The organism is Alicyclobacillus fastidiosus, assembly GCF_026651875.1.
Taxonomy (GTDB): domain Bacteria; phylum Bacillota; class Bacilli; order Alicyclobacillales; family Alicyclobacillaceae; genus Alicyclobacillus; species Alicyclobacillus fastidiosus.
The window spans coordinates 5,672,058-5,691,417 of record NZ_CP104067.1; the positions used below are offsets into that span (position 1 = coordinate 5,672,058).

Below are 19,360 nucleotides of genomic sequence, written 5' to 3' on the forward strand. Positions count from 1 at the left end.
TATGACAATTATTCGTGTCAATTGTCGGCGCATCGCCCCCGTTGTAAGACGAGTATAGACCGTGCGCGAGTCCGATGATATCGATTCGCGTCATTATACCAAGACGATACTCGGCAAAGGGCTAAGCACATCACGAATCGGACCACTTGCCCTCGCCGTTATCGCATGTTTACTTTTTCCAAAACGATAACATGTTAATCATCTCTGGTATAATGTTACAAAACATCAAATGTCTTTGTCGGCCACCCCGGATGGCGCCCGACATCCATCGCAAGGAGTGCTCGCATGTCAGAACACCACGTACAAGTCGTGCAAAGTCGCGGTCTGACAGCTCGCCAGATCGATGACATTCAGAACCTCGAAGCCGTGTGCAGTCAAGCTGATGACATCCACCTAAAACTGAACCAGAGCATGCTCCAATCGCGCTCCGAGGCTGAGACGAACGACTTCTTGGCCTATCGAGGCGAACAGCTCGTGGGATTCCTCGGCCTCTATCAGTTTCAGGCAAAAGAAGTAGAAATCAGCGGCATGGTACACCCGTCCATGCGACGACTAGGCGTATTCAGTTCGCTCGTGTCCGGTGCAATCGACGAAATACGCCGTCGAAGTGTTCCGAAGATGGTGTTCATCAACGCAAACGGGTCTGCATCTGGAAAAGCATTTCTCGAGTCCATCGGAGCGGTCTACGCATTCTCCGAATACTGGATGCAACTAGAACGCACACCCATTGCTCAACAAGCAGATGAGGTCCAACTCCGCCCCATCACCAGAGATGACATACCTGTCGTAGCATCCATCCTAGCGGAGAGTTTCCGAGCAAAAATCGCAAGCAATATCGACTACCTCGAAGCAAAGTTGGACGATGCGTCCGCACAGTGTTACAAAATTTTACTCGGGAAGATCACGATTGGTGCACTGTCTGTAAACCAGCCAGGGGACGGTCGGGCCTTCATCTACGGTTTCGGCATCGCACCTCAATACCAAGGCCGGGGTTATGGCAGGCAGTCGTTATCGCTCGCTGTCCAATCCGCTCTGCAGTCCGGGTTGACCGTGATCGAACTGGAGGTCGCCTGCGAGAATGCCCGCGCCTTGACACTGTACGAATCATGCGGATTCCAAATCTTGCGGGCCAACGATTATTACGAGAAGCGCTTATAGTCAGTCCGTAGCCTACACGGTTGCAAAAACGACCTTTCGCCCATGCTAAGGAGCAGCGAAGGGGTGAAACCGTGCCGGAACTTCCAGAAATGGAGACTTACAAATCGCTGTTGACGCAGACCGTCGTCGGGATGCCTGTCCTTTCGGCCGAAATCAGGCGGCAACGAACCATTAACATCGCGCCAGACCAGTTCGTTCAACAGGTCACCGGGCGCCAAATCACGCACGTTCGCCGTAGAGCCAAACATATCGTGTTTCATTTGGATGCGCCTTACGTATTGGTGGTGCACCTCATGCTCGGAGGTTGGATGTATTACGGTTCTACCGAAGATGTGCCTAAGCACGAGAGCCAAGTGATTCTGTCGTTTGCAAACGGGCGAAAACTGTATTTCCAGGGTCTGCGCCTCGGTTATCTCCACCTCCTCACTTACGCGCAACTAGAGGAGAAATTTAAAGACCTGGGCCCTGAACCGTTTGAGCAAATCTTCACGGAGGCCGTGTTTCAGCAGGTGCTCCGGCGCAAACGGGGCGTTTTGAAAGCTGCCCTCGTCGATCAACACTGTATCGCCGGCATTGGCAACTGTTACTCGGACGAAATCTGCCACGAGGCTGGCGTCCTGCCTTTGCGACGGGTACATGATATCCAACCCGAAACCATCGCCGCGTTGCATCGCGCCATGCACGCCGTCCTGGAGCGCGCCATCAGCTTTGGCGGGTACATGGAATTCCCCTTTTTCCAAGGGGATGAATTCACGGGTAGATACAACGACCAGTGCCTCGTCTACGACAGAGGAAACGAACCCTGTTTGCGCTGTGGCCATCTGATCATTTAAACGGCCCACCAGAAGCGCAAAGTGTTTTATTGTCCACACTGTCAACACTAAAACTAGGCGGGCCCTCTCAAGCGAAAGAGCCCCGCCTAGTCTTACATGGGGCATCGAGAATGTTCATTTGGAGCTGTCTCGCATCATTCGGTTCGAGGGCGCAAAAACAGCCGGTCGCAGGACTGACGAAATCCCGCCATGAGGCGGGTTCGCCCAGTAATCGTCCAACGTCTGCAAGTCTTAGGCAACCTCCACCTGATTGATGAGTGCTAACAAAAACTGTAGCAGAATCTGAATGTTGAACGCGACTTCTGCGCTCGATATATGGACTTTTACCGATTTTGAATTTTCAACCTGAATCACCCTGCGCAACCGCTGCACGTCGGTCATCCGCGATACGATGTCCTGCACGATACTCGATGCCGTCTCATGGCTTGCAACGGTCACACTCAACACAGTTGCAAGTGCCAGTTGTAAGCTAAATTGGAGATTGAGTGCTGCCATAAAGTCCTGATTGACGATTTCCACGTCACAGGAGTCCCGAACGACGATGACGATATACGATTCCTCGTCGGTCCACTCCACCAATTCAGCGGATTCAAAGACCGTCGACTCTACTGTTTTCGCCTCGGCGGTGCACATCAAATCCTCGGAGTCGTCGCCCCGGCCCCGCAGATGGTCTACTGGTAGCCCACAAGACCTGCCTGTGAGGTACTTCTTCGGCAAGTAGAGCCCTTCCGATTTATCAATGTCATAGTCATAGCCAAACGACAGGCCTCCGCGATGGCGTCTGTGATGTGACTTTTTCGCATCTCGCCGCTTGTCGGTAGACAGTTCGTCGTGCCGTTTTCGTCTCTTTTTGCTTTGTGAGCTCATCCCACACACCCCCTCCGGACCACACACGGCGCCCGGATATCGACGGCTTTAGCCGTTGTGACGCGGCCAGACGAGTCGTTTCCGATTCCGGGTTGATTGCGGTGATTTCTCAGTCTCCTCCGTTTGCTGCGGGGCATTAGGCAGCGCAATGCCATGCTCCTCAAACACGCGCCTCGCTTCCGATTCCACGGTGTTCTTCAGCCACTCCATACGTTCCTTTACCTCTCCGGCAGCCAATTGCGACGCGTCACCTTTCATCAAGTGGTCGTAGAGAAGATCGAAAATCGGTATGGAACTGGTCGTTACTTCCTTCTTATCTGACATGTTCTCCCCACCCTCCATTTGGAAACGGCCGCCCCAAGAGGGGCGGCATCTGAATCCCACCGAACTTAGAGGATCTCCAGTTTTGCAATGATAGCCAACAGGACTTGGAGCAAGACTTGGATGTTGACGCTTGCTTCCGTTGCAGTGGTTGTGACGGTAATTCCACGAGAGTTTTCGACAACGGTCTTCTGGTGGATATCCTGTTTCGTGCGAATGCGCTGCAGAAGTTCTTGGGTAACCGTATCCGCTTGTTGTCCATCGGCGATTGAGATGTTGATGATCAGCGCGATGGCCAGTTGAATGGCTACCTGCAGGTTGACCGCTGCCTGCGTGTCCGTGGTGGTCACGGTGACGTCACAGGAATCCTTAATAAGGATGTGTTCATCATTGCTTTGGACCGTCTTGATAGCTTCCGTTGCTGCTTGGGCTACAGTGGCCCTTGGGCTGCAAGGATGTTCGCTACCTGGGTCCAATGCGGACCATTTCTTATGACTTGCCAACTCACTCACTCCTTACTTGTGATACCACACGGTATTACGTGAAAGGCTACTTTGTACGGGTCATTCTCCTAGAATCGAACACAATTTGGACGTCGGGTCCGACTTAACTACGCTTAAAGGAAACCCGTCTACGAGAGGGTGCCGCCTTGTCGCTCGGTTCGGAAGCGGTGTTCCCGCCGTGTGTGACCTGCGTCGTCTTCATGGACTGCTGTTTCATAAACTGGTCAACTTGGGCCTGCAGGTCCTCGACCAATTCTCGAATCTTTTGCTTCTGTTCTTCAGAAATAGGCCGCCTGTTTTCACGCTGGATACCATGCCGGGACAGCACGTCGGAAATCAGCAAATCGCCTATTCCTTTTGTCACCTCATTCATGTCACTCACCAAATAGCCCTCCTCGGACGAGAGATATGTGGCACTCTATGCAAATGCGCTCCCATATCCTCACAACATCCGCCCTGAAGCGCACAAGGACAGTGCCGAGGCATCCACGTGTACGGGCTCATCCATCGAACCACTCCCGCGGTTCATCAGGATGAAATCCGCCCATTTGAACCATGCTGAATGGGTATCCGTGCTCGTCTAGGAACCTACCTTCCCACCCCTACACTCTAGTCCGGCGGTGAATGCCTATGAACAAACAGAGCATCGCGGCGAACCTTCGCCAGATTGCGGACCTTCTCGAGATTTCCGGGGAAAATCATTACAAGGTCACAGCCTACCGAAATGCCGCAGCCGCCCTACTGCAATCCTCGTTTCGACTCGAAGACATCATCAGTCGGTCCGTATCTGTTCCAGGCATCGGGCCGGACAGCCTCAACCTGATTAGGTGGTGCATGGAGGGAGGACTAAAATCGGCGATGGCGCACTTGAAGATCTCAGTGCCCGCCACGGCACATCAATTGTTGTGGGTCCCCGGAATCGGCCCAAAGACCGCCATGGTGCTGATTCACAACCACCACGTCGATTCCTTGGCAGCGTTGCAAGCGGCTCTATCGTCGAACCGGCTCCTTCACAAACCTGGTTTTTCCGCTGCCAAAATTCACCGAATGAAACGTGACGTCGCGGTCTTACTCGAACGGATGCACAGCTATCCCATCGCGCAGGTTTGGCCTGCGGCTCTCGAGCTCCAGCGCTCCCTCGAGGCATTGAGCGGGGTAGATCAGGTGGGCGTCACCGGCGATGCTCGACGGCTCGTGCCGATGTGCAAACGCTTGGAGATGGTTGTGTCAGTCCACGACAGAACCCCCTTTCAAACGTGGTGCGAGGCAAACCACGCAACGCCTAAAGATGACGGTTACGAATGGAATATTGGCCCGTCAGATAACCCTCTGACGGTTCGCGTTTACGTGGCTGATCCGCCCGACTTTGCACAGCGACAGATGGAAACGACGGGTGATCAGATACATGACGAAGTCATCAAGGGATTGTTGAGACAAGCAGGCTATTCGTGGACGAAGGCGGGCATCTGCGACATGCGTGGCAGAAGGATATCACCCGCGACCGAGGAGGAGATCTACGCGCTCGTCGGCCTCCCCTTCTTTCCGCCCGAACTCCGTTCCGACCGCGGGCTCTTACAGAATCCAGCTACACTCGTACAGGCTGACGACATTCAGGGAGATCTCCACGTCCACAGCAATTGGAGCGACGGTTCCATGTCGATACCAGAGTTGGTCGAGCGCGCGGAAACGCTTGGGTATGCGTACATCGCCATCACCGACCACTCACAGTCCCTCTCCATCGCCAATGGTCTGACGCCTGAACGAGTACTTGCCCAGAGGGCGGAACTGAAACGCGTTCAAAGCGCAGCAAGTGTTAAGCTATTGCATGGCATCGAGGTGGACATATTGGCCGACGGTTCCCTAGATCTGCCGGACGACATTCTCGCTGACCTCGACATCGTGATAGCCTCCGTGCACGGCGCCATGTACCAGTCGAAATCCCAGATGACAAACCGACTGGTCAGGGCCATACGAAACCCATACGTAGACGTGATTGGCCACCCCACCGGACGCATCATCGGTCGGCGCGCAGGGTACGAGGTGGACATCGAGAAAGTTGTCGCAGAGGCGGCCCTTCATGGCGTCGCACTAGAGTTGAACGCCAATCCCAACCGGTTGGATATCTCCGAGGACATCTTGCGCAGAGCTACACAGGCGGGTGTCGCCATCGCCATCGACACGGATACACATCATCCGAACGAATTCGCGAATATGGCATACGGCATCCGCATGGCACATCGCGGATGGTTAACCAAAGGCGACGTCCTCAATACACTGTCCCACACCGGACTAATGAAGCGACTGAAGGGGCAATAGGTCGTTCGTTGGGACATCGACCGGAACTTGAATTTTCCGCTTTCTTTCGATGGGATGTCGAACGTATCATAAAAAGAGCCATGGAAGTGTGACGGGGTGACGGAATGTTAGGACAAATACGAGGCAACGCACGTACCTGTGTATTCATCGAACCACTCTTTGTCATCCCTTCTAGCATGTACACGACGTACGCATCCGTCTACATGTTGGGATTACACGTTACAGACACCGAACTTGGCCTCGTGACCACTCTCAGTCTGCTCCTGCAAATTTTTTCGGCGTTTATCAGCGGCTATTTGACGGATAGGATGGGGCGCCGCAAGGCGCTGTGGATGTTTGACGTCGTCAGTTGGTCCTTTGGGACGCTATTGTGGGCAATTTCCCAGAACTTCTGGTGGTTTGTCCTGGCGGCTTTTTTGAACAGTTTTCAGCGCATCCCTTCGACAGCGTGGTATTGCCTGTTGGTAGAGGACACAGAACCGGATAAACGAACCGTTGTGTTCACAGGACTTCAGATTGTCAGTGTGGTAGGTGGCCTATTCGCGCCCATCGGCGGCATCTTGGTCAATCACTTCTCCCTCGTTCCTGCCACGCGCATGATGTACGCATTTGCGTGCATCAGTATGAGCGCGATGATCTATTTTCGGCACTTGGGGCTCCATGAGACGGATATCGGCCTTCGCAAGATGAAAGAGCGCAACAAAGCACACTTTAGACAAGATCTAGAGGAGTATTGGATGGTGCTCAAGCAGATTCTCAGGGATCGCGCCCTGATGCTGCTCTTTGCGGTCTACGTCCTGTGGAACATTCAAACCACCATTCGCACGACGTTTGTCTCCGTCTATCAAGTAGAGTACCTACACATCCCGGCTGCCCTCATTTCTTTATTCCCTGCCATTTCGTCCATCGCCATGGTGGCCCTGCTCTTCGCTGCGATGCCGAGGTTCCGCGAGGAGCAAGCCAAAGCGTTGATGAACGTGGGCTTTCTTTGTCTCATCGCCGCAAATGCGATGCTCGTGTGGACGCCAAAAGGCAATTTCACGTGGGTGGTCATGAGCACAATTCTCGCCGCCATCGGTACCATCATCGCCAATCCATACGTCGAATCGGTCGTGGCCAACGCCATCGATGACGAACACCGCGCCACCATGTTGTCCGTCCTGAACGTGTTGATCCTGGCGTTCACTTCCCCCGCCGGCATTATTGGTGGATGGACGTACAGCATCGACCCGCGGATTCCTCTGTGGCTGGTCATCGCCGCATTCGTCCTCTGCATAGCGTTGGTGTGGCTGGCTGGGGCGAAGGACCACAAAGTGGGAAAGACAGTAGAAGCGGCGAATCGTCCGTTTGAAGGGTAATTTCTTTGAACCCCGTATCTAAACCGCCCTCTAAATCGTGTATAGAGTAAGTCAACCGGAAAGGGGGATGTGACCATGCCGACTGTCGATGTCAGCTTGACGGCATCTGTCCCGTCAGAACAACATGCGGTCCTTCGCGATGAACAGTTAAACGCGGTTCACAAGGTCCTGTTGCGATACTGTGGGCGGCTAACGGGTAGCACAGCCGGCGCAGAAGACTTGGCCCAGGAGACGATGGTGCGCGCCTTACCCTTTTTGATGGGGTCGCAGCCGCATCCTAATGCCACGGCCTACCTGTTTTGCATCGCCAAGAACGTGTGGACAGACGTGCAAAAACGCAGGGGGATCGAGCGCCGCTATCAGGTGCAATTGGCCTGCCAAGAAACCGGTGTCGTCCAGGATGACCCCGCGACGGGCGTCGCCTCAGAGGAGGCCATCAGCATGCTCCTCACGCACCTCACCGCCCGTCAGCTCTCCATCTATCTGCTTCGCGATATTCTCGCGTACTCGACAAGCGAGGTGGCGCAGCTGATGAAGATGACGGAAACCGCCGTGAAAGCGTCACTGCGCCGAGCGAGAAGTCACGTGGGGCGCATTCGCGAGAGCGAAATGGGCGGCCATCGGAGTCAGCACACTGGCGGACTCGTCGCTCCTGTTCTCCTACAGGCCTATGTACACGCCGTTCGCCGCGGTGACACGCATACGCTCCTGCAACTCGCACAAGTAGATGCCACCGCTGTGCTGCGAGCCAGTGAGCGCGTCCTCGGCATGCCACTCCAAAAGGTGACTGGTCGACCCGCTTCGCGCCGATACCATGCTGAGGGAAGTTCGCGCATCCCCGGACTCGATAGGGCGCTGGCGGCGTAATTCCGGGACATACACGCTTCAGTGGAGGGATACGAATGAGCTTGATTCCGTACGTAATCGAACAGACGAGTCGCGGCGAGCGCAGCTATGACATCTATTCTCGGTTGTTAAAAGATAGAATTGTCATCGTCGGCCAAGAGGTCACTGATGATTTAGCGAACGCCGTCGTCGCACAGTTGCTCTTCCTCGCCGCAGACGATCCCGCCAAAGACATCCAAATGTACATCAACAGTCCGGGCGGATCTGTCACGGCTGGGTTCGCCATCTACGACACCATGCAATACATCAAGCCGGACGTCTCGACCATCTGCATTGGGATGGCCGCCAGCTTTGGCGCCGTGTTGTTGACCGCAGGCGCCCGAGGAAAGCGATTTGCACTGCCAAACAGCGAGGTGATGATTCACCAGCCGCTCGGCGGAGCGCGCGGCCAGGCGTCGGACATCCAGATTCACGCGGATTGGATCCTCAAGACGCGGGAAAAAATCAACCAGGTCCTCACGCATCATACAGGGCAGCCGAAGGAACGGATTCAGCGAGACACCGACCGCGACTATTTCCTAAGTGCGCAAGAGGCCTTGGCATACGGCCTCATTGACGACGTCGTCGCGATGCGTTGAAACAGTGCGGGCGGCCCCTTGCCACACGTTCAGTGGAACAGGGCGGCCGCCCGACTCTTCCCGCTTGCGCGCTGACTGGTGAACCTGCGGATCTCACGATTCAACTCGCCGAAAATCACACGCGTCCAGAGGGACGACCTTCGTCTTTTTCGTCCACTTATAGCCGAACCACAACGCTAAAAACAACGGGATGCCGATGTACGTGGCCGCGATGCCCTTCCAATCGATAGATCCGTCGGTAAACGCACTACAATCCTGCCCAATCACGATGACGAGGCACAACACGATGGCGAATATCGGACCAAATGGATACCACTTGGCTCTGTACGCCAAGTCCTTTACATCGCGGCCCTGCTTGATGTACGCCCGGCGAAAGCGATAGTGGCTCACGGAAATGCCGAGCCACGCGATAAATCCGGTCAACCCCGATGCATTCAACATCCACGTGTAGACTGCCTGATGCCCCAAAAAGGACAAGAGCAAAGAAGCGAGCGCAAACAATACGTTGACGATGAGGGCATTCACGGGAACGCCCCGCGAGGTGACCTTCGCGAACACCTTTGGCGCTTTGCCATCCTTGGCCAACGCCCAGAGCATGCGCGCCGACGCGTACACGGCTGAGTTCCCTGCAGACAGTACGGCAGTGAGGATGACCGCATTCATGACGCCCGCTGCAAAAGCAAACCCCGCGCGTTCAAAGACCAGCGTAAACGGGCTGACGGAAATTTGATTGACGTTTGAATTCAACAGGCGAGGATCCGTGTAGGGAATCAACATCCCGATGACAAAAATCGCGAGTACGTAGAAAATGAGGATTCTCCAAAACACCTGCCGAATCGCTTTGGGTACCGTTTTGGCCGGGTCGACGCTCTCGCCGGACGCAAGTCCGACAACCTCCGTCCCCTGAAACGCGAAACCAGCTACGAGAAAGATACGAGAAAGATACTGAAGATGGACATCGCCCCTCCGTGAAATGGCGATCCGCCCAGTGCAAAATTGTGAAACCCGACGTCCGTCCGACCCGACATCACCCCGAAGATCATCAAGATGCCCACCACGAGAAATGCGACGATCGTGAGCACCTTCACGCTGGCGAACCAAAACTCCCCCTCGCCGTAGCCCCTGACCGAGACGATGTTCAAGAGCAATAACAGGCAGAGAAAAAGAATGCTCCACATGACGGAAGAGCTGTGCGGGAACCAGTACTTCATCACGATGGCGCCCGCCGCCAACTCCGCTGCGAGCGTGGTCGCCCAGTTATACCAGTAGTTCCAGCCTAGGGCGAAGCCAAAGGCGGGATCGACATAGCGGGTCGCGTACGTCTCGACTGAGCCAGCCACGGGGAGAAACGTCGCCATTTCCCCCAGGCTGGTCATCACGAAGTACATCATGGCGCCAATCAGAACGTACGCGAGCAAGGCGCCCCCAGGACCCGCCGTACTGATGGAGGACCCACTCGCGACAAACAGACCGGTGCCAATCGCCCCCCCGATGGCAATCATGCTCATATGTCGCGGCTGCAAACTCCTCTGTAGCCCTGTATCTGTTGAAACATTCGTCGTGACGCGATGGTCCTCCGTCTGAATCATGACTTGTCCTCCTCAAAAGCGCCGCCATGTGCGGCACATTCAAAAGACCTTGGGAAGTTTATCTCCCAAGGTCACTTTACTACTTCACTTAAGTAAAGAATTAACGAACTTAAGTATGCATTCAAGAGGGTGTGGAGTCAAATGGAAATTGCAGCCGCGATCTGCCGTGCGATGTGCACTCGTGGGGCATCTTGGAGAACCCTGAGCCAGGCCAGGCCAGGCCGGGCCTGGCTCAGGCATTCATGGCCTCGATGGCCCGAATCAAGGGGTATAGCATATCGTTCACCGGCGTGGCCACCCCGTACTGCTTCCCCAGTTCGCGCACTTTGCCAGCGAGGTACTCCACCTCCGTCTTGCGCCCCGCTTCAATATCTTGAAGCATCGACGTCTTTCCGTCGGGCGCCAAATCGGCTAATATCGCATCGAACGCCCGAAGGTCATCCTGCGTGAGGTGAATTTGTGCTCGTTCAGACACGAGGATCACTTCTTGCATCGCCCGGACCATGAGCTCGTGTGCCTCCTCGACTTTTTGAAACACGCCATAAGGCGCTCGCAGGACTGCCGACGTCTGATTCACGCCGACGTTGATCATAAACTTCCACCACATCGTGCGTTGCATATCCTCTGGAATCTCGTATGGGATGTTGGCCCTATCAAACAGATCCTTGACCAACTGGACATTTCTCGAGTGCGTCGTATTACGCAGCTCGCCAAAACAGATGCGGCCAATGCTCGAGAACGCGACCGCAGACTCGGTTCGGAGGGCGTCTATGGCGACGCATATCGCGTACAGAAGGTTCTCTTCCCCATACACTTGCGCGATCATCTCTTCACTGGAGATTCCATTTAAGAGTGACAGGATGATGGTGTTTGGTCCCACGTGACGACGGATATCGACCAACGCCTGCGCGAGTCCGTCGTATTTCACGGCGATGACGACCAAGTCAGCCGGTTCGGTTTCTTCATTAGGAGAAACATACGTAAACTCGTACTCCCGCCCATTGACCACCACGGGGCGCGTTTGGTAACGCGCAATGCGCTCATCGTCGGCGATGACGCGGATACATGTCGGATCTAGGTCGTATAGCCGACTCGCGTACGCAGCGCCGATGGCGCCAAGACCAATTAGAGAAACATTTTGAATTTTATCCATTCAAGTACATCCTCCTATTCCCATCGTAGACTTCACCGCTACCTTTCGCACAACCTTATCATAGTGCACTTCTCAACGTTTTTGTCAGTTGTCGGTTAGGGAAACGCAGTTATAATCGACTTATGTAAAACGTCGAGTAGGGATATTTTCGCGAAGTCGGCGAATTCACATAGAAGGAGATATATATGAGTATTTTGACGGTGACAAACCTGACCCATGGCTTCGGCGACCGGGCCATTTTTAACAGCGTGTCGTTTCGAATGCTGAAGGGGGAGCACATCGGGCTCATCGGCGCCAACGGCGAAGGCAAATCGACGTTTATGAACATCGTGACCCGCAAACTCGATCCCGACGAAGGACAAATCGAATGGGCCAAGAACGTTCGTGTGGGTTACTTGGACCAGCACACCGTCCTCGAGCGTGGCCTCACCATTCGCGACGTCCTCAAAGGGGCCTTTCAGTACTTGTTCAATATTGAGGGCGACATCAATCGCATGTACGAGGAGATGGCTGATTCGCCTCCGGAGAAATTAGAAAAACTTCTCGAAGAGGTCGGTGTCCTTCAGGACCTTCTCACCCAAAACGACTTCTACACCATCGACGCGAAAGTGGAAGAAATAGCGAGAGGATTAGGACTCCATGAGATCGGAATCGACCGCGACGTGGAAGATCTCAGTGGCGGCCAGCGCACCAAGGTACTACTGGCGAAGTTGTTACTCGAGAAACCGGACATCCTGCTTCTCGACGAACCGACAAACTACTTGGACGAACAACATATCGTCTGGTTGAAGCGCTATCTCCAAGAGTACGAGAACGCCTTTATCCTGATCTCCCACGACATTCCCTTTCTCAATAGCGTGATCAACTTGGTCTATCACATGGAAAATCAGGAGTTGAACCGCTACGTCGGGGACTATGACGCATTTGTGCAGGTCTACGAAGTCAGGAAACAGCAATTGGCGTCTGCGTACAAAAAACAACAACAGGAAATCGCTGAACTGAAGGATTTTGTCGCGCGCAACAAAGCCCGCGTGTCCACGCGCAACATGGCGATGTCGAGACAGAAGAAACTCGACAAAATGGAATTGATTGAACTGTCCAAGGAGAAGCCTAAACCCCAGTTTCACTTCCTGGAGTCCCGCGCGCCCAGCAAGTTGATTTTCGAGACGGACCAGCTCGTCATCGGCTATGACGCCCCCCTTTCCCAACCCCTGAATTTGCGGATGGAGCGAGGGCAGAAAATCGCGCTCGTCGGGGCCAACGGGATCGGCAAAACCACCTTGCTCAAGAGCCTGCTTGGGGAAATCCCCGCACTGTCCGGCCGACTTCAGCGCGGAGACTACCTAGAGATTGGCTACTTCGAACAAGAGGCTAGACGGGCGCCTGACAGGACGTGCATCGAGGAGGTTTGGCAGGAATTCCCCCATCTCGGCCAAGCGGAAGTTCGGGCGGCTCTGGCGAAGTGCGGACTGACCACCAAGCACATCGAAAGCAAAGTCGAGGTCTTAAGCGGTGGTGAGAAGGCAAAAGTACGCCTGTGTAAACTGATCAACAAGCCATCCAACGTCCTCGTGCTGGACGAGCCGACGAACCACTTGGACGTCGATGCGAAAGAGGAACTGAAACGGGCGCTGATCTCGTATCGCGGCAGCATCCTGCTCATTTCCCACGAACCTGAGTTCTATCGAGACATCGCCACCGATATCTGGAACGGCGAAACTTGGACCACGAAAATATTCTAAGTTGAGGATGAGGGAACTTTGCCAAATGAGGAACAGTTAGTACGATACGCGGACGTGCTCATCCAGGTCGGACTGAACGTTCAGCCTGGACAGCCAGTCTCCATCAACGCACCGATTGAGGCTGCAGATTTTGTCCGCGTGTTGGTCACCCGTTGTTATCACGCCGGGGCTTCCACCGTCAGCATCGACTGGTATGACCCGCTGTGCAAACGCATCCGGCTCGAACAGGAGCCCGAAGCTGGGCTCCAGGATGTCCCCAGTTGGGTGAGCCAAAAGATGCTGGAGGAATGTCAAAAGAACACCGCCTTTTTGCACATCGACGCGGAAGATCCGGATTTGCTGGCAGGTGTGGACCCGAGGCGAATTTCCTTGCAATCGAAAGCCCGCAGAGCGGCCTTGCGCGAAACGGATCCCTACTTCATGGAAGACCGTGTAACCTGGCTCGTCTGCTCGATTCCGACGACCGCCTGGGCAATGAAGTTATTTCCCGGTGAATCAGCTGAAACGGCCGTTGCCAACCTGTGGGACACCATCTTCTCCGTCATGCGCATGCACGAGCCAGATCCGGTGGTAGCCTGGCGAGAGCACCTGGAAAAACTCCGGGAACGTGCGGCATATCTGAACGAGCAACACTTCGTAAAGCTTCACTATCGCGGTCCAGGTACGGACTTGACCGTCGAACTCCCGGAACTCCATCAATGGTTGGCGGCGAGTGCAAAAAACGACCAGGGTCACGCCTTTGTCCCAAACATGCCGACGGAGGAAGTCTTTACACTGCCCAAGCGAGACGGCGTGAACGGGACACTGAGAAGCACGATGCCGCTCGCCTACGAAGGTGTCGTCATCGAGGGACTCGAGTTGACGTTTGAAAACGGGCGAATTGTGAACTTCAACGCAGAGTCCGGCTACGAGACGATGAAGGAACTGATTGCGACGGATGAGGGCTCACACTACTTGGGGGAAATTGCGCTCGTTCCAGTGGATTCGCCCATATCGCGTTGCAATACCCTGTTTTATAACACGCTCTTCGACGAAAACGCCTCGTGTCACGTCGCGATTGGCGAGGCGTACCCAGTCTGTCTGGCAGGTGGAGTGGATATGCCAAAAGAAGAGCTGAAAGCACGTGGGGCAAACGAGAGCCTGATGCACGTCGACTTCATGATTGGGTCCCCCGCATTGGATATCGATGGCTACCTTGCCGACGGCACGGTCGTCCCACTCTTTCGCGGTGGAAACTGGGCGGTGTAGCCAACGAAAGAAGGCTGGCTGGGAGACGTCACCTGTCCCCTGGGCATTTTGCTCAGAGTGTGTGGAAGTGATTAAATGGATCCGTGCAGTAAATCTGTAACATCTACGGAGGGACATCTATGCTCATCGTTCACGCGCGCCTTACCGGTAAGGCGGATAAACGTAGCGAATTGTTGGCACTGGTTCAGGACTTGGCCAAGTCTTCCCGCCTAGAAAAAGGTTGTCACAGTTATCGATTCTGCGAAGACACAGAAGTGCAGAACGACTTCATCTTCGTGGAAGAATGGGAGAGCCAAGACGCCCTGGACCGACATGCGCAACAACCCCACTTCCTGTCATTCCAGGACAAGGTGGCCAATCTCGTCACCGCACCGCCTGATATTCGAGCCTATCAAGTCGGCGAGTGAATGGTAGTCATTTCAGTCGATCTCGCCATCGCGACCAAACAGCCAGCCATGTAATCGGCTGGCTGTTTGTACGCACATCTACACGCGGATCATCGATTGGGCCCCGCTTGAATCGATCATTTGTTCCCTTTCGCGCGAAACTGACGGACTGCCCGTTCGATGAGCGCGAGAAAGTCGACTTCCTTTTTCACATCGCGGAAAATGGCAAAGCGATGGGCCAATTCCGCACGAAGTGACTCCAACTCAATGTCGTTCAAATCGTATATTTTTTGAATGAGCAAACGGCCCTCTTTCGAGACAGCCGGCGATTGCGGATCCCCTTCCACATCGGGAACTTCCCCACCAAACTTCTCCTCAAATTCGCGGACGATGGTTTCAGGCGTCTTGATTCCCCATTTGTGTCGAAGATTTGTGACCTTTTTCTTTGCAACGCCATACAAGTCGGCAATCGCCACATCCGCAATATCTTCCCGCCACCACAATTGGTGCAGCATCTCATGTGTCAAATTCGCCATGTCCAATTTCTCTTTGCGCTGTTTGCGCTGGGACAACTGATCATATAACCGCACTCCGAATTCTTCCTTTCGCGATAGAACGACTGTGCCGTTCCTCCATCACTACAAAATAATCAAAACAACTTTATGGATGCCGCGCTGTCCATGCCACTGCGCAATAGTCAGCTGTCTGCACTCTATCCAACCGTCGGTGCACCCGAATCGCCTGATAGGGACCGCATTCGTCTAAGTGAGGGGAATAGATACATCCAGAGACCAGCGACTGCGATAGTCGCGAGCCCTCCGAAGAAGGCGGCCGGAACGGTGCCGATAAACCCTGCCACCATACCTGACTCGAACTCGCCCAATTGATTCGACGTCCCAATAAATAGCGAGTTGACGGCGTTCACCCGCCCTCGCATCTCGTCTGGCGTCTGTAATTGCACAAGTGAAGACCGGATGACGACGCTCACACAGTCTGACGCACCAACCAGGAACAAAGCAATAAACGATAGAATCAAGTTCTTCGAAACCGCAAAAAGCATGGTAGCCAAGCCAAAGACGGTGAGTGCCCCGAACAAAGTCGAACCAAATGCTTTTTTCAGTGGGAAATACGAATACATAATAGACATCATCAACGCGCCGACAGCCGGTGCGGTCCGCATCAGTCCCAGCCCCCAGGCACCCGTATGGAGAATATCCTGCGCAAATATCGGCAATAAGGCTGTCGCTCCACCAAGCAGGACGGCGAAGAGATCGAGTGATATTGTTCCCAAAATCACTGGATGCCGGTAGACGAATACCAAGCCCTCGAACAGGGAGTGCATGGACACGCGCTTTAATTCGCGTTTCGCTTTCTCCATGCGAATGAAAACCGTGAGCATCCCGGCGACGCTGAGCGCGACGACTGCTGCACTGTACACGAAAACGGGGCTCAATGAAAACAACAATCCACCTATTGAGGGACCCAAGATTTGCGCCAGTTGCCCGACCGAAGTACTCCATCCGACAGCTTGCGAAACGAGTGCCTTCGGTACCAACTGTGGCAAGAGCGCCGAAGACGCTGGGCCCTCGAACGCGCGACAAGCGCCGATAATCGCCGCCGCCAATAAAATTTGTTGACGGTCAATGGCGCCGACGAGATTTTCAACGAGGAGAAGTGCGGCGATGCCTGCTTCGATGATCTGACACAAGAACACGATCAGTCGGCGGTCAAATCTATCCGCGACATGGCCTACAATCAATGTCAGAACGACCATCGGGGCGAACTGCGCGAGGCCCACGAAACCGAGACTAAACGCGTTATGAGTCAATGCGTACATCTGCCACCCAATCGCGACGGAGAGCATCTGGAAGGAGGTTGACGACAAGGTTCTCGAAATCCAGTAGTTCGCGAAGTACGGCTGCCGATGAACAGAATCACTTGACTGACGCAAAATAAAAGCACGCCCTTTTTCGCAAATGATAAATATACCAAATAAATCAACTGAGCTCGATATATGGTATTGTATACTATTCCGTTTCCCGCTTCCCCCAGGGATTTCCAATATTGTCGCTTCATAAACAAAATCCCATCAAATTATAGCCTAGATCTGATTTCTCTAATTACTGGTGGTTGATCTGCTCATTATTTGTTGATATCTTCACCATGTAAAAAGAATAGCGCTCGTATAATGGCGGGAATATGGCTCGCGAGTTTCTACCAGGCAACCGCAAATTGTCTGACTACGAGTGGAAGCGCATCTAGGGTTCCGTGGCACGGGTTCGTACCGTGGCAGCTGGTCCGAGCGATGCGAAACGCGCGGTAGCGCGTCACACCACAGGGACAAAAGCCCAGATGGACAGGTTTCACTTGGACACGAGAATCCAAGGAGTCTGTCTATCTGGGCTTTTTTATTTCCCCGAGAGGAGACAAAACATGCGGGAATTGCAGGCGTACATTCGAAAGGAAGGGCAAGTGTTATCCGAACAGGTTCTGAAGGTGAACTCCTTCTTGAACCATCAAGTCGATCCGAACCTGGTCATGGATATCGGCAAAACCATCGCCGAGCGGTATAAAGACGCCGGTATCACCAAAATTGTCACGATAGAGGCAAGCGGCATTCACATCGCGTTCGCCGCAGCTTTGTCCCTGGGTGTTCCGTTCCTGTACGCCAAAAAATCAAAAGCGATCACGCAGTCGAATGAAGTCTACGCAGCTTCCGTGTACTCATTCACTCGACAACAAACGTACCAAATCACAATTTCCAAGGAATTTTTAGCAAGTGGCGACAAAGTCCTGATTGTCGATGACATCCTCGCTGAAGGTGCCGGTGTGCGGGGACTTGGAGAGATCATTCAGGCCGCTGGTTGTGAGTTGGTCGGGGTAAGCGTCGTGATCGAAAAAAGTTTTCAGAACGGCAGAAAGATGCTGGATGATGCTGGAGTACCGGTCTATGCACTCGCCCGCATCGCTTCGATGTCGCCAGAGAAAGGCATCGAGTTCATCACAGAAGAGCCCATCGAGGGGGATATGTAGTCGTGTTAAATAAGCGAAGTGTCTTTGCGTTAGGCTTTCAGCACGTGCTTGCCATGTACGCAGGCTCGATGATCGTTCCGCTGATCATTGGCGGCTCACTCAAACTGAATGATACACAAATGGCCTACCTGATTGCGGCGGACATGTTCACTTGTGGAATTGCCACTTTGCTGCAGGTGATTGGCACCCGTTTTGTCGGGATTCGACTCCCCGTCGTCCTCGGCTGCACGTTCACTGCCGTCGGTCCCATCGTCGCAATTGGCCACACCGCCAATCTGCCAACGATATTTGGCTCCATCGTCATCGCCGGCATTCTGGTCTTTTTACTGGCTCCTGTGTTCGGAAGGCTTCTCAAGTTCTTCCCTCCGATTGTCACCGGGTCCGTCGTGACCATCATTGGACTGTCGCTGATCCCAGTGGCGATGAACGACGCCGCTGGCGGACAGGGAAGCCCAGATTTCGGACAGTCGCACAATCTCATTCTCGCACTCGGCACCTTGGTTCTAATTATCGTACTCAATCGTTTCTTCAAAGGCTTCCTTCGATCCATCTCCGTCCTCGTAGGGCTTATCGCCGGCACGATTGCGGGGTATGCAATGGGGTTAGTGAACTTCAGCTCGGTTACATCTGCCTCCTGGGTGAATATCGTTCATCCGTTATACTTCGGCAGACCACAGTTCAATATTGCAGCAATCATCACGATGTTCATCGTCTGCGTCGTCAGCATGGTTGAATCCACAGGCGTGTACTACGCGCTCAGCAAGATTACGGAAAAGCCGATTGAGGATAAAGATATCGTGAAAGGACTGCGCGCCGAGGGCATCGCGATTGTCTTAGGTGGGCTATTCAACACCTTCCCATACACGACCTTCTCACAAAACGTCGGCCTCGTGTCGATGACGCGAGTGAAGAACCGCAGCGTGGTGGTGGCCGCCGGTTGCATTCTCCTCGTCCTCGGCCTGTTACCAAAGGTCGCCGCACTGGTCACCGTGATTCCATCAGCAGTATTAGGCGGTGCAATGATAGCCATGTTTGGCATGGTCGTCGCCTACGGCATGAATATGCTTGGCAAGGTGGACCTGCGAAGCAATGAAAACTTGCTCATCATTGCCTGCAGCATCTCGATCGGCCTAGGTTCGGCAGTCGTTCCACAAATGTTTGAGCATCTCCCGAATACAGTCAACATGTTGCTGCAAAGCGGCATCGTCCCTGGGACCCTCACGGCCGTACTGATGAATCTATTCCTCAATCACTTCGGCTCGGCGCAAGCATCCGAAGCGTTACGCGACGAGAAAGTCGCATGACGGTTTTACTGTGATGGTATGTAGCGACGGTAGCTGACATCGTAAAGGACGTGCCAATTGACACG

Annotated in this window: 18 protein-coding genes, 1 pseudogene and 1 riboswitch; of the genes and pseudogenes, 11 read left to right on the plus strand and 8 right to left on the minus strand. The window is 54.0% G+C overall.

Annotated features, from left to right (window positions below):
* Positions 1–285: 285 nt before the first annotated feature.
* Positions 286–1,158, plus strand: a complete 873-nt coding sequence (locus tag NZD89_RS27535) for a GNAT family N-acetyltransferase (RefSeq protein WP_268005809.1) — start codon at positions 286–288, stop codon at positions 1,156–1,158.
* A gap of 71 nt (positions 1,159–1,229) precedes the next feature.
* Entirely contained in the window at positions 1,230–1,991 is a 762-nt protein-coding gene (locus NZD89_RS27540; RefSeq protein WP_268005810.1) for an Fpg/Nei family DNA glycosylase, read from the plus strand.
* Positions 1,992–2,222: 231 nt separating this feature from the next.
* Here the strand turns inward: NZD89_RS27540 and NZD89_RS27545 are convergent, their stop codons facing one another.
* From NZD89_RS27545 to NZD89_RS27560, 4 genes are all read right to left on the minus strand, one after another.
* Complete coding sequence (locus NZD89_RS27545) at positions 2,223–2,858, minus strand: spore coat protein (protein WP_268005811.1); 636 nt, start codon at positions 2,856–2,858, stop codon at positions 2,223–2,225.
* A 48-nt stretch (positions 2,859–2,906) separates the two neighbouring features.
* Positions 2,907–3,182 (minus strand): hypothetical protein, encoded by a 276-nt coding sequence (locus NZD89_RS27550; RefSeq protein ID WP_268005812.1) that lies wholly within the window; start codon positions 3,180–3,182, stop codon positions 2,907–2,909.
* Between the two features lie 65 nt (positions 3,183–3,247).
* The gene (locus NZD89_RS27555; protein ID WP_268005813.1) at positions 3,248–3,682 is read right to left on the minus strand and encodes a spore coat protein; all 435 of its coding nucleotides are present in this window, start codon (positions 3,680–3,682) and stop codon (positions 3,248–3,250) included.
* Positions 3,683–3,785: 103 nt separating this feature from the next.
* On the minus strand, positions 3,786–4,064 hold the full coding sequence (locus NZD89_RS27560) for a hypothetical protein (protein WP_268005814.1): 279 nt from the start codon (positions 4,062–4,064) through the stop codon (positions 3,786–3,788).
* A 248-nt stretch (positions 4,065–4,312) separates the two neighbouring features.
* Between NZD89_RS27560 and polX the strand changes: the two genes are divergently transcribed.
* The 4 genes from polX to clpP all read left to right on the plus strand — a co-directional run bounded on the left by polX (position 4,313) and on the right by clpP (position 8,840).
* On the plus strand, positions 4,313–5,998 hold the full coding sequence (polX, locus tag NZD89_RS27565; RefSeq protein WP_268005815.1) for a DNA polymerase/3'-5' exonuclease PolX: 1,686 nt from the start codon (positions 4,313–4,315) through the stop codon (positions 5,996–5,998).
* A gap of 104 nt (positions 5,999–6,102) precedes the next feature.
* Positions 6,103–7,356 (plus strand): MFS transporter, encoded by a 1,254-nt coding sequence (locus NZD89_RS27570; RefSeq protein ID WP_268005816.1) that lies wholly within the window; start codon positions 6,103–6,105, stop codon positions 7,354–7,356.
* Between the two features lie 75 nt (positions 7,357–7,431).
* Positions 7,432–8,223 carry an RNA polymerase sigma factor gene (locus tag NZD89_RS27575; protein ID WP_268005817.1) on the plus strand — a complete coding sequence of 264 codons (792 nt, stop codon included), beginning with the start codon at positions 7,432–7,434 and terminating at the stop codon, positions 8,221–8,223.
* Positions 8,224–8,258: 35 nt separating this feature from the next.
* Complete coding sequence (gene clpP / locus NZD89_RS27580; RefSeq protein WP_268005818.1) at positions 8,259–8,840, plus strand: ATP-dependent Clp endopeptidase proteolytic subunit ClpP; 582 nt, start codon at positions 8,259–8,261, stop codon at positions 8,838–8,840.
* A 93-nt stretch (positions 8,841–8,933) separates the two neighbouring features.
* On the opposite strand, the pseudogene NZD89_RS27585 reads toward clpP, so the two are convergent.
* Together NZD89_RS27585 and NZD89_RS27590 are read right to left on the minus strand one after the other, a co-directional pair.
* A pseudogene (locus NZD89_RS27585) lies at positions 8,934–10,429 on the minus strand (amino acid permease).
* A 232-nt stretch (positions 10,430–10,661) separates the two neighbouring features.
* Positions 10,662–11,582 carry a ketopantoate reductase family protein gene (locus NZD89_RS27590; protein ID WP_268005819.1) on the minus strand — a complete coding sequence of 307 codons (921 nt, stop codon included), beginning with the start codon at positions 11,580–11,582 and terminating at the stop codon, positions 10,662–10,664.
* A 185-nt stretch (positions 11,583–11,767) separates the two neighbouring features.
* Between NZD89_RS27590 and NZD89_RS27595 the strand changes: the two genes are divergently transcribed.
* From NZD89_RS27595 to NZD89_RS27605, 3 genes are all read left to right on the plus strand, one after another.
* A complete protein-coding gene (locus tag NZD89_RS27595; protein ID WP_268005820.1) occupies positions 11,768–13,324 on the plus strand; it encodes an ABC-F family ATP-binding cassette domain-containing protein in 1,557 nt (518 codons plus the stop codon).
* A gap of 18 nt (positions 13,325–13,342) precedes the next feature.
* A complete protein-coding gene (locus NZD89_RS27600; RefSeq protein ID WP_268005821.1) occupies positions 13,343–14,572 on the plus strand; it encodes an aminopeptidase in 1,230 nt (409 codons plus the stop codon).
* A 119-nt stretch (positions 14,573–14,691) separates the two neighbouring features.
* Positions 14,692–14,979 (plus strand): putative quinol monooxygenase, encoded by a 288-nt coding sequence (locus NZD89_RS27605; RefSeq protein WP_268005822.1) that lies wholly within the window; start codon positions 14,692–14,694, stop codon positions 14,977–14,979.
* A gap of 116 nt (positions 14,980–15,095) precedes the next feature.
* On the opposite strand, the gene NZD89_RS27610 is transcribed toward NZD89_RS27605, so the two are convergent.
* Together NZD89_RS27610 and NZD89_RS27615 are read right to left on the minus strand one after the other, a co-directional pair.
* Positions 15,096–15,548: a hypothetical protein gene (locus NZD89_RS27610; protein ID WP_268005823.1), complete on the minus strand. Its 453-nt coding sequence runs from the start codon at positions 15,546–15,548 to the stop codon at positions 15,096–15,098.
* 122 nt (positions 15,549–15,670) lie between these two features.
* A complete protein-coding gene (locus NZD89_RS27615) occupies positions 15,671–16,909 on the minus strand; it encodes an MFS transporter (protein ID WP_268005824.1) in 1,239 nt (412 codons plus the stop codon).
* 210 nt (positions 16,910–17,119) lie between these two features.
* Positions 17,120–17,221, plus strand: a riboswitch (purine riboswitch).
* A gap of 170 nt (positions 17,222–17,391) precedes the next feature.
* Here NZD89_RS27615 and NZD89_RS27620 point away from each other — a divergent pair.
* Together NZD89_RS27620 and NZD89_RS27625 are read left to right on the plus strand one after the other, a co-directional pair.
* A complete protein-coding gene (locus tag NZD89_RS27620) occupies positions 17,392–17,991 on the plus strand; it encodes a xanthine phosphoribosyltransferase (protein ID WP_268005825.1) in 600 nt (199 codons plus the stop codon).
* A gap of 2 nt (positions 17,992–17,993) precedes the next feature.
* Positions 17,994–19,295, plus strand: coding sequence for a nucleobase:cation symporter-2 family protein (locus NZD89_RS27625; RefSeq protein ID WP_284285960.1), 1,302 nt, complete (start codon positions 17,994–17,996; stop codon positions 19,293–19,295).
* Positions 19,296–19,360 lie beyond the last annotated feature (65 nt).

Coding starts and splice junctions, on each gene's coding strand:
- NZD89_RS27595 (WP_268005820.1), top strand. CDS start 11,768: ATGAGTATTTTGACGGTGACAAACCTGACCCATGGCTTCGGCGACCGG.
- NZD89_RS27535 (WP_268005809.1), top strand. CDS start 286: ATGTCAGAACACCACGTACAAGTCGTGCAAAGTCGCGGTCTGACAGCT.
- NZD89_RS27545 (WP_268005811.1), bottom strand. CDS start 2,858: ATGAGCTCACAAAGCAAAAAGAGACGAAAACGGCACGACGAACTGTCT.
- polX (WP_268005815.1), top strand. CDS start 4,313: ATGAACAAACAGAGCATCGCGGCGAACCTTCGCCAGATTGCGGACCTT.
- clpP (WP_268005818.1), top strand. CDS start 8,259: ATGAGCTTGATTCCGTACGTAATCGAACAGACGAGTCGCGGCGAGCGC.
- NZD89_RS27605 (WP_268005822.1), top strand. CDS start 14,692: ATGCTCATCGTTCACGCGCGCCTTACCGGTAAGGCGGATAAACGTAGC.
- NZD89_RS27550 (WP_268005812.1), bottom strand. CDS start 3,182: ATGTCAGATAAGAAGGAAGTAACGACCAGTTCCATACCGATTTTCGAT.
- NZD89_RS27575 (WP_268005817.1), top strand. CDS start 7,432: ATGCCGACTGTCGATGTCAGCTTGACGGCATCTGTCCCGTCAGAACAA.
- NZD89_RS27570 (WP_268005816.1), top strand. CDS start 6,103: ATGTTAGGACAAATACGAGGCAACGCACGTACCTGTGTATTCATCGAA.
- NZD89_RS27620 (WP_268005825.1), top strand. CDS start 17,392: ATGCGGGAATTGCAGGCGTACATTCGAAAGGAAGGGCAAGTGTTATCC.
- NZD89_RS27590 (WP_268005819.1), bottom strand. CDS start 11,582: ATGGATAAAATTCAAAATGTTTCTCTAATTGGTCTTGGCGCCATCGGC.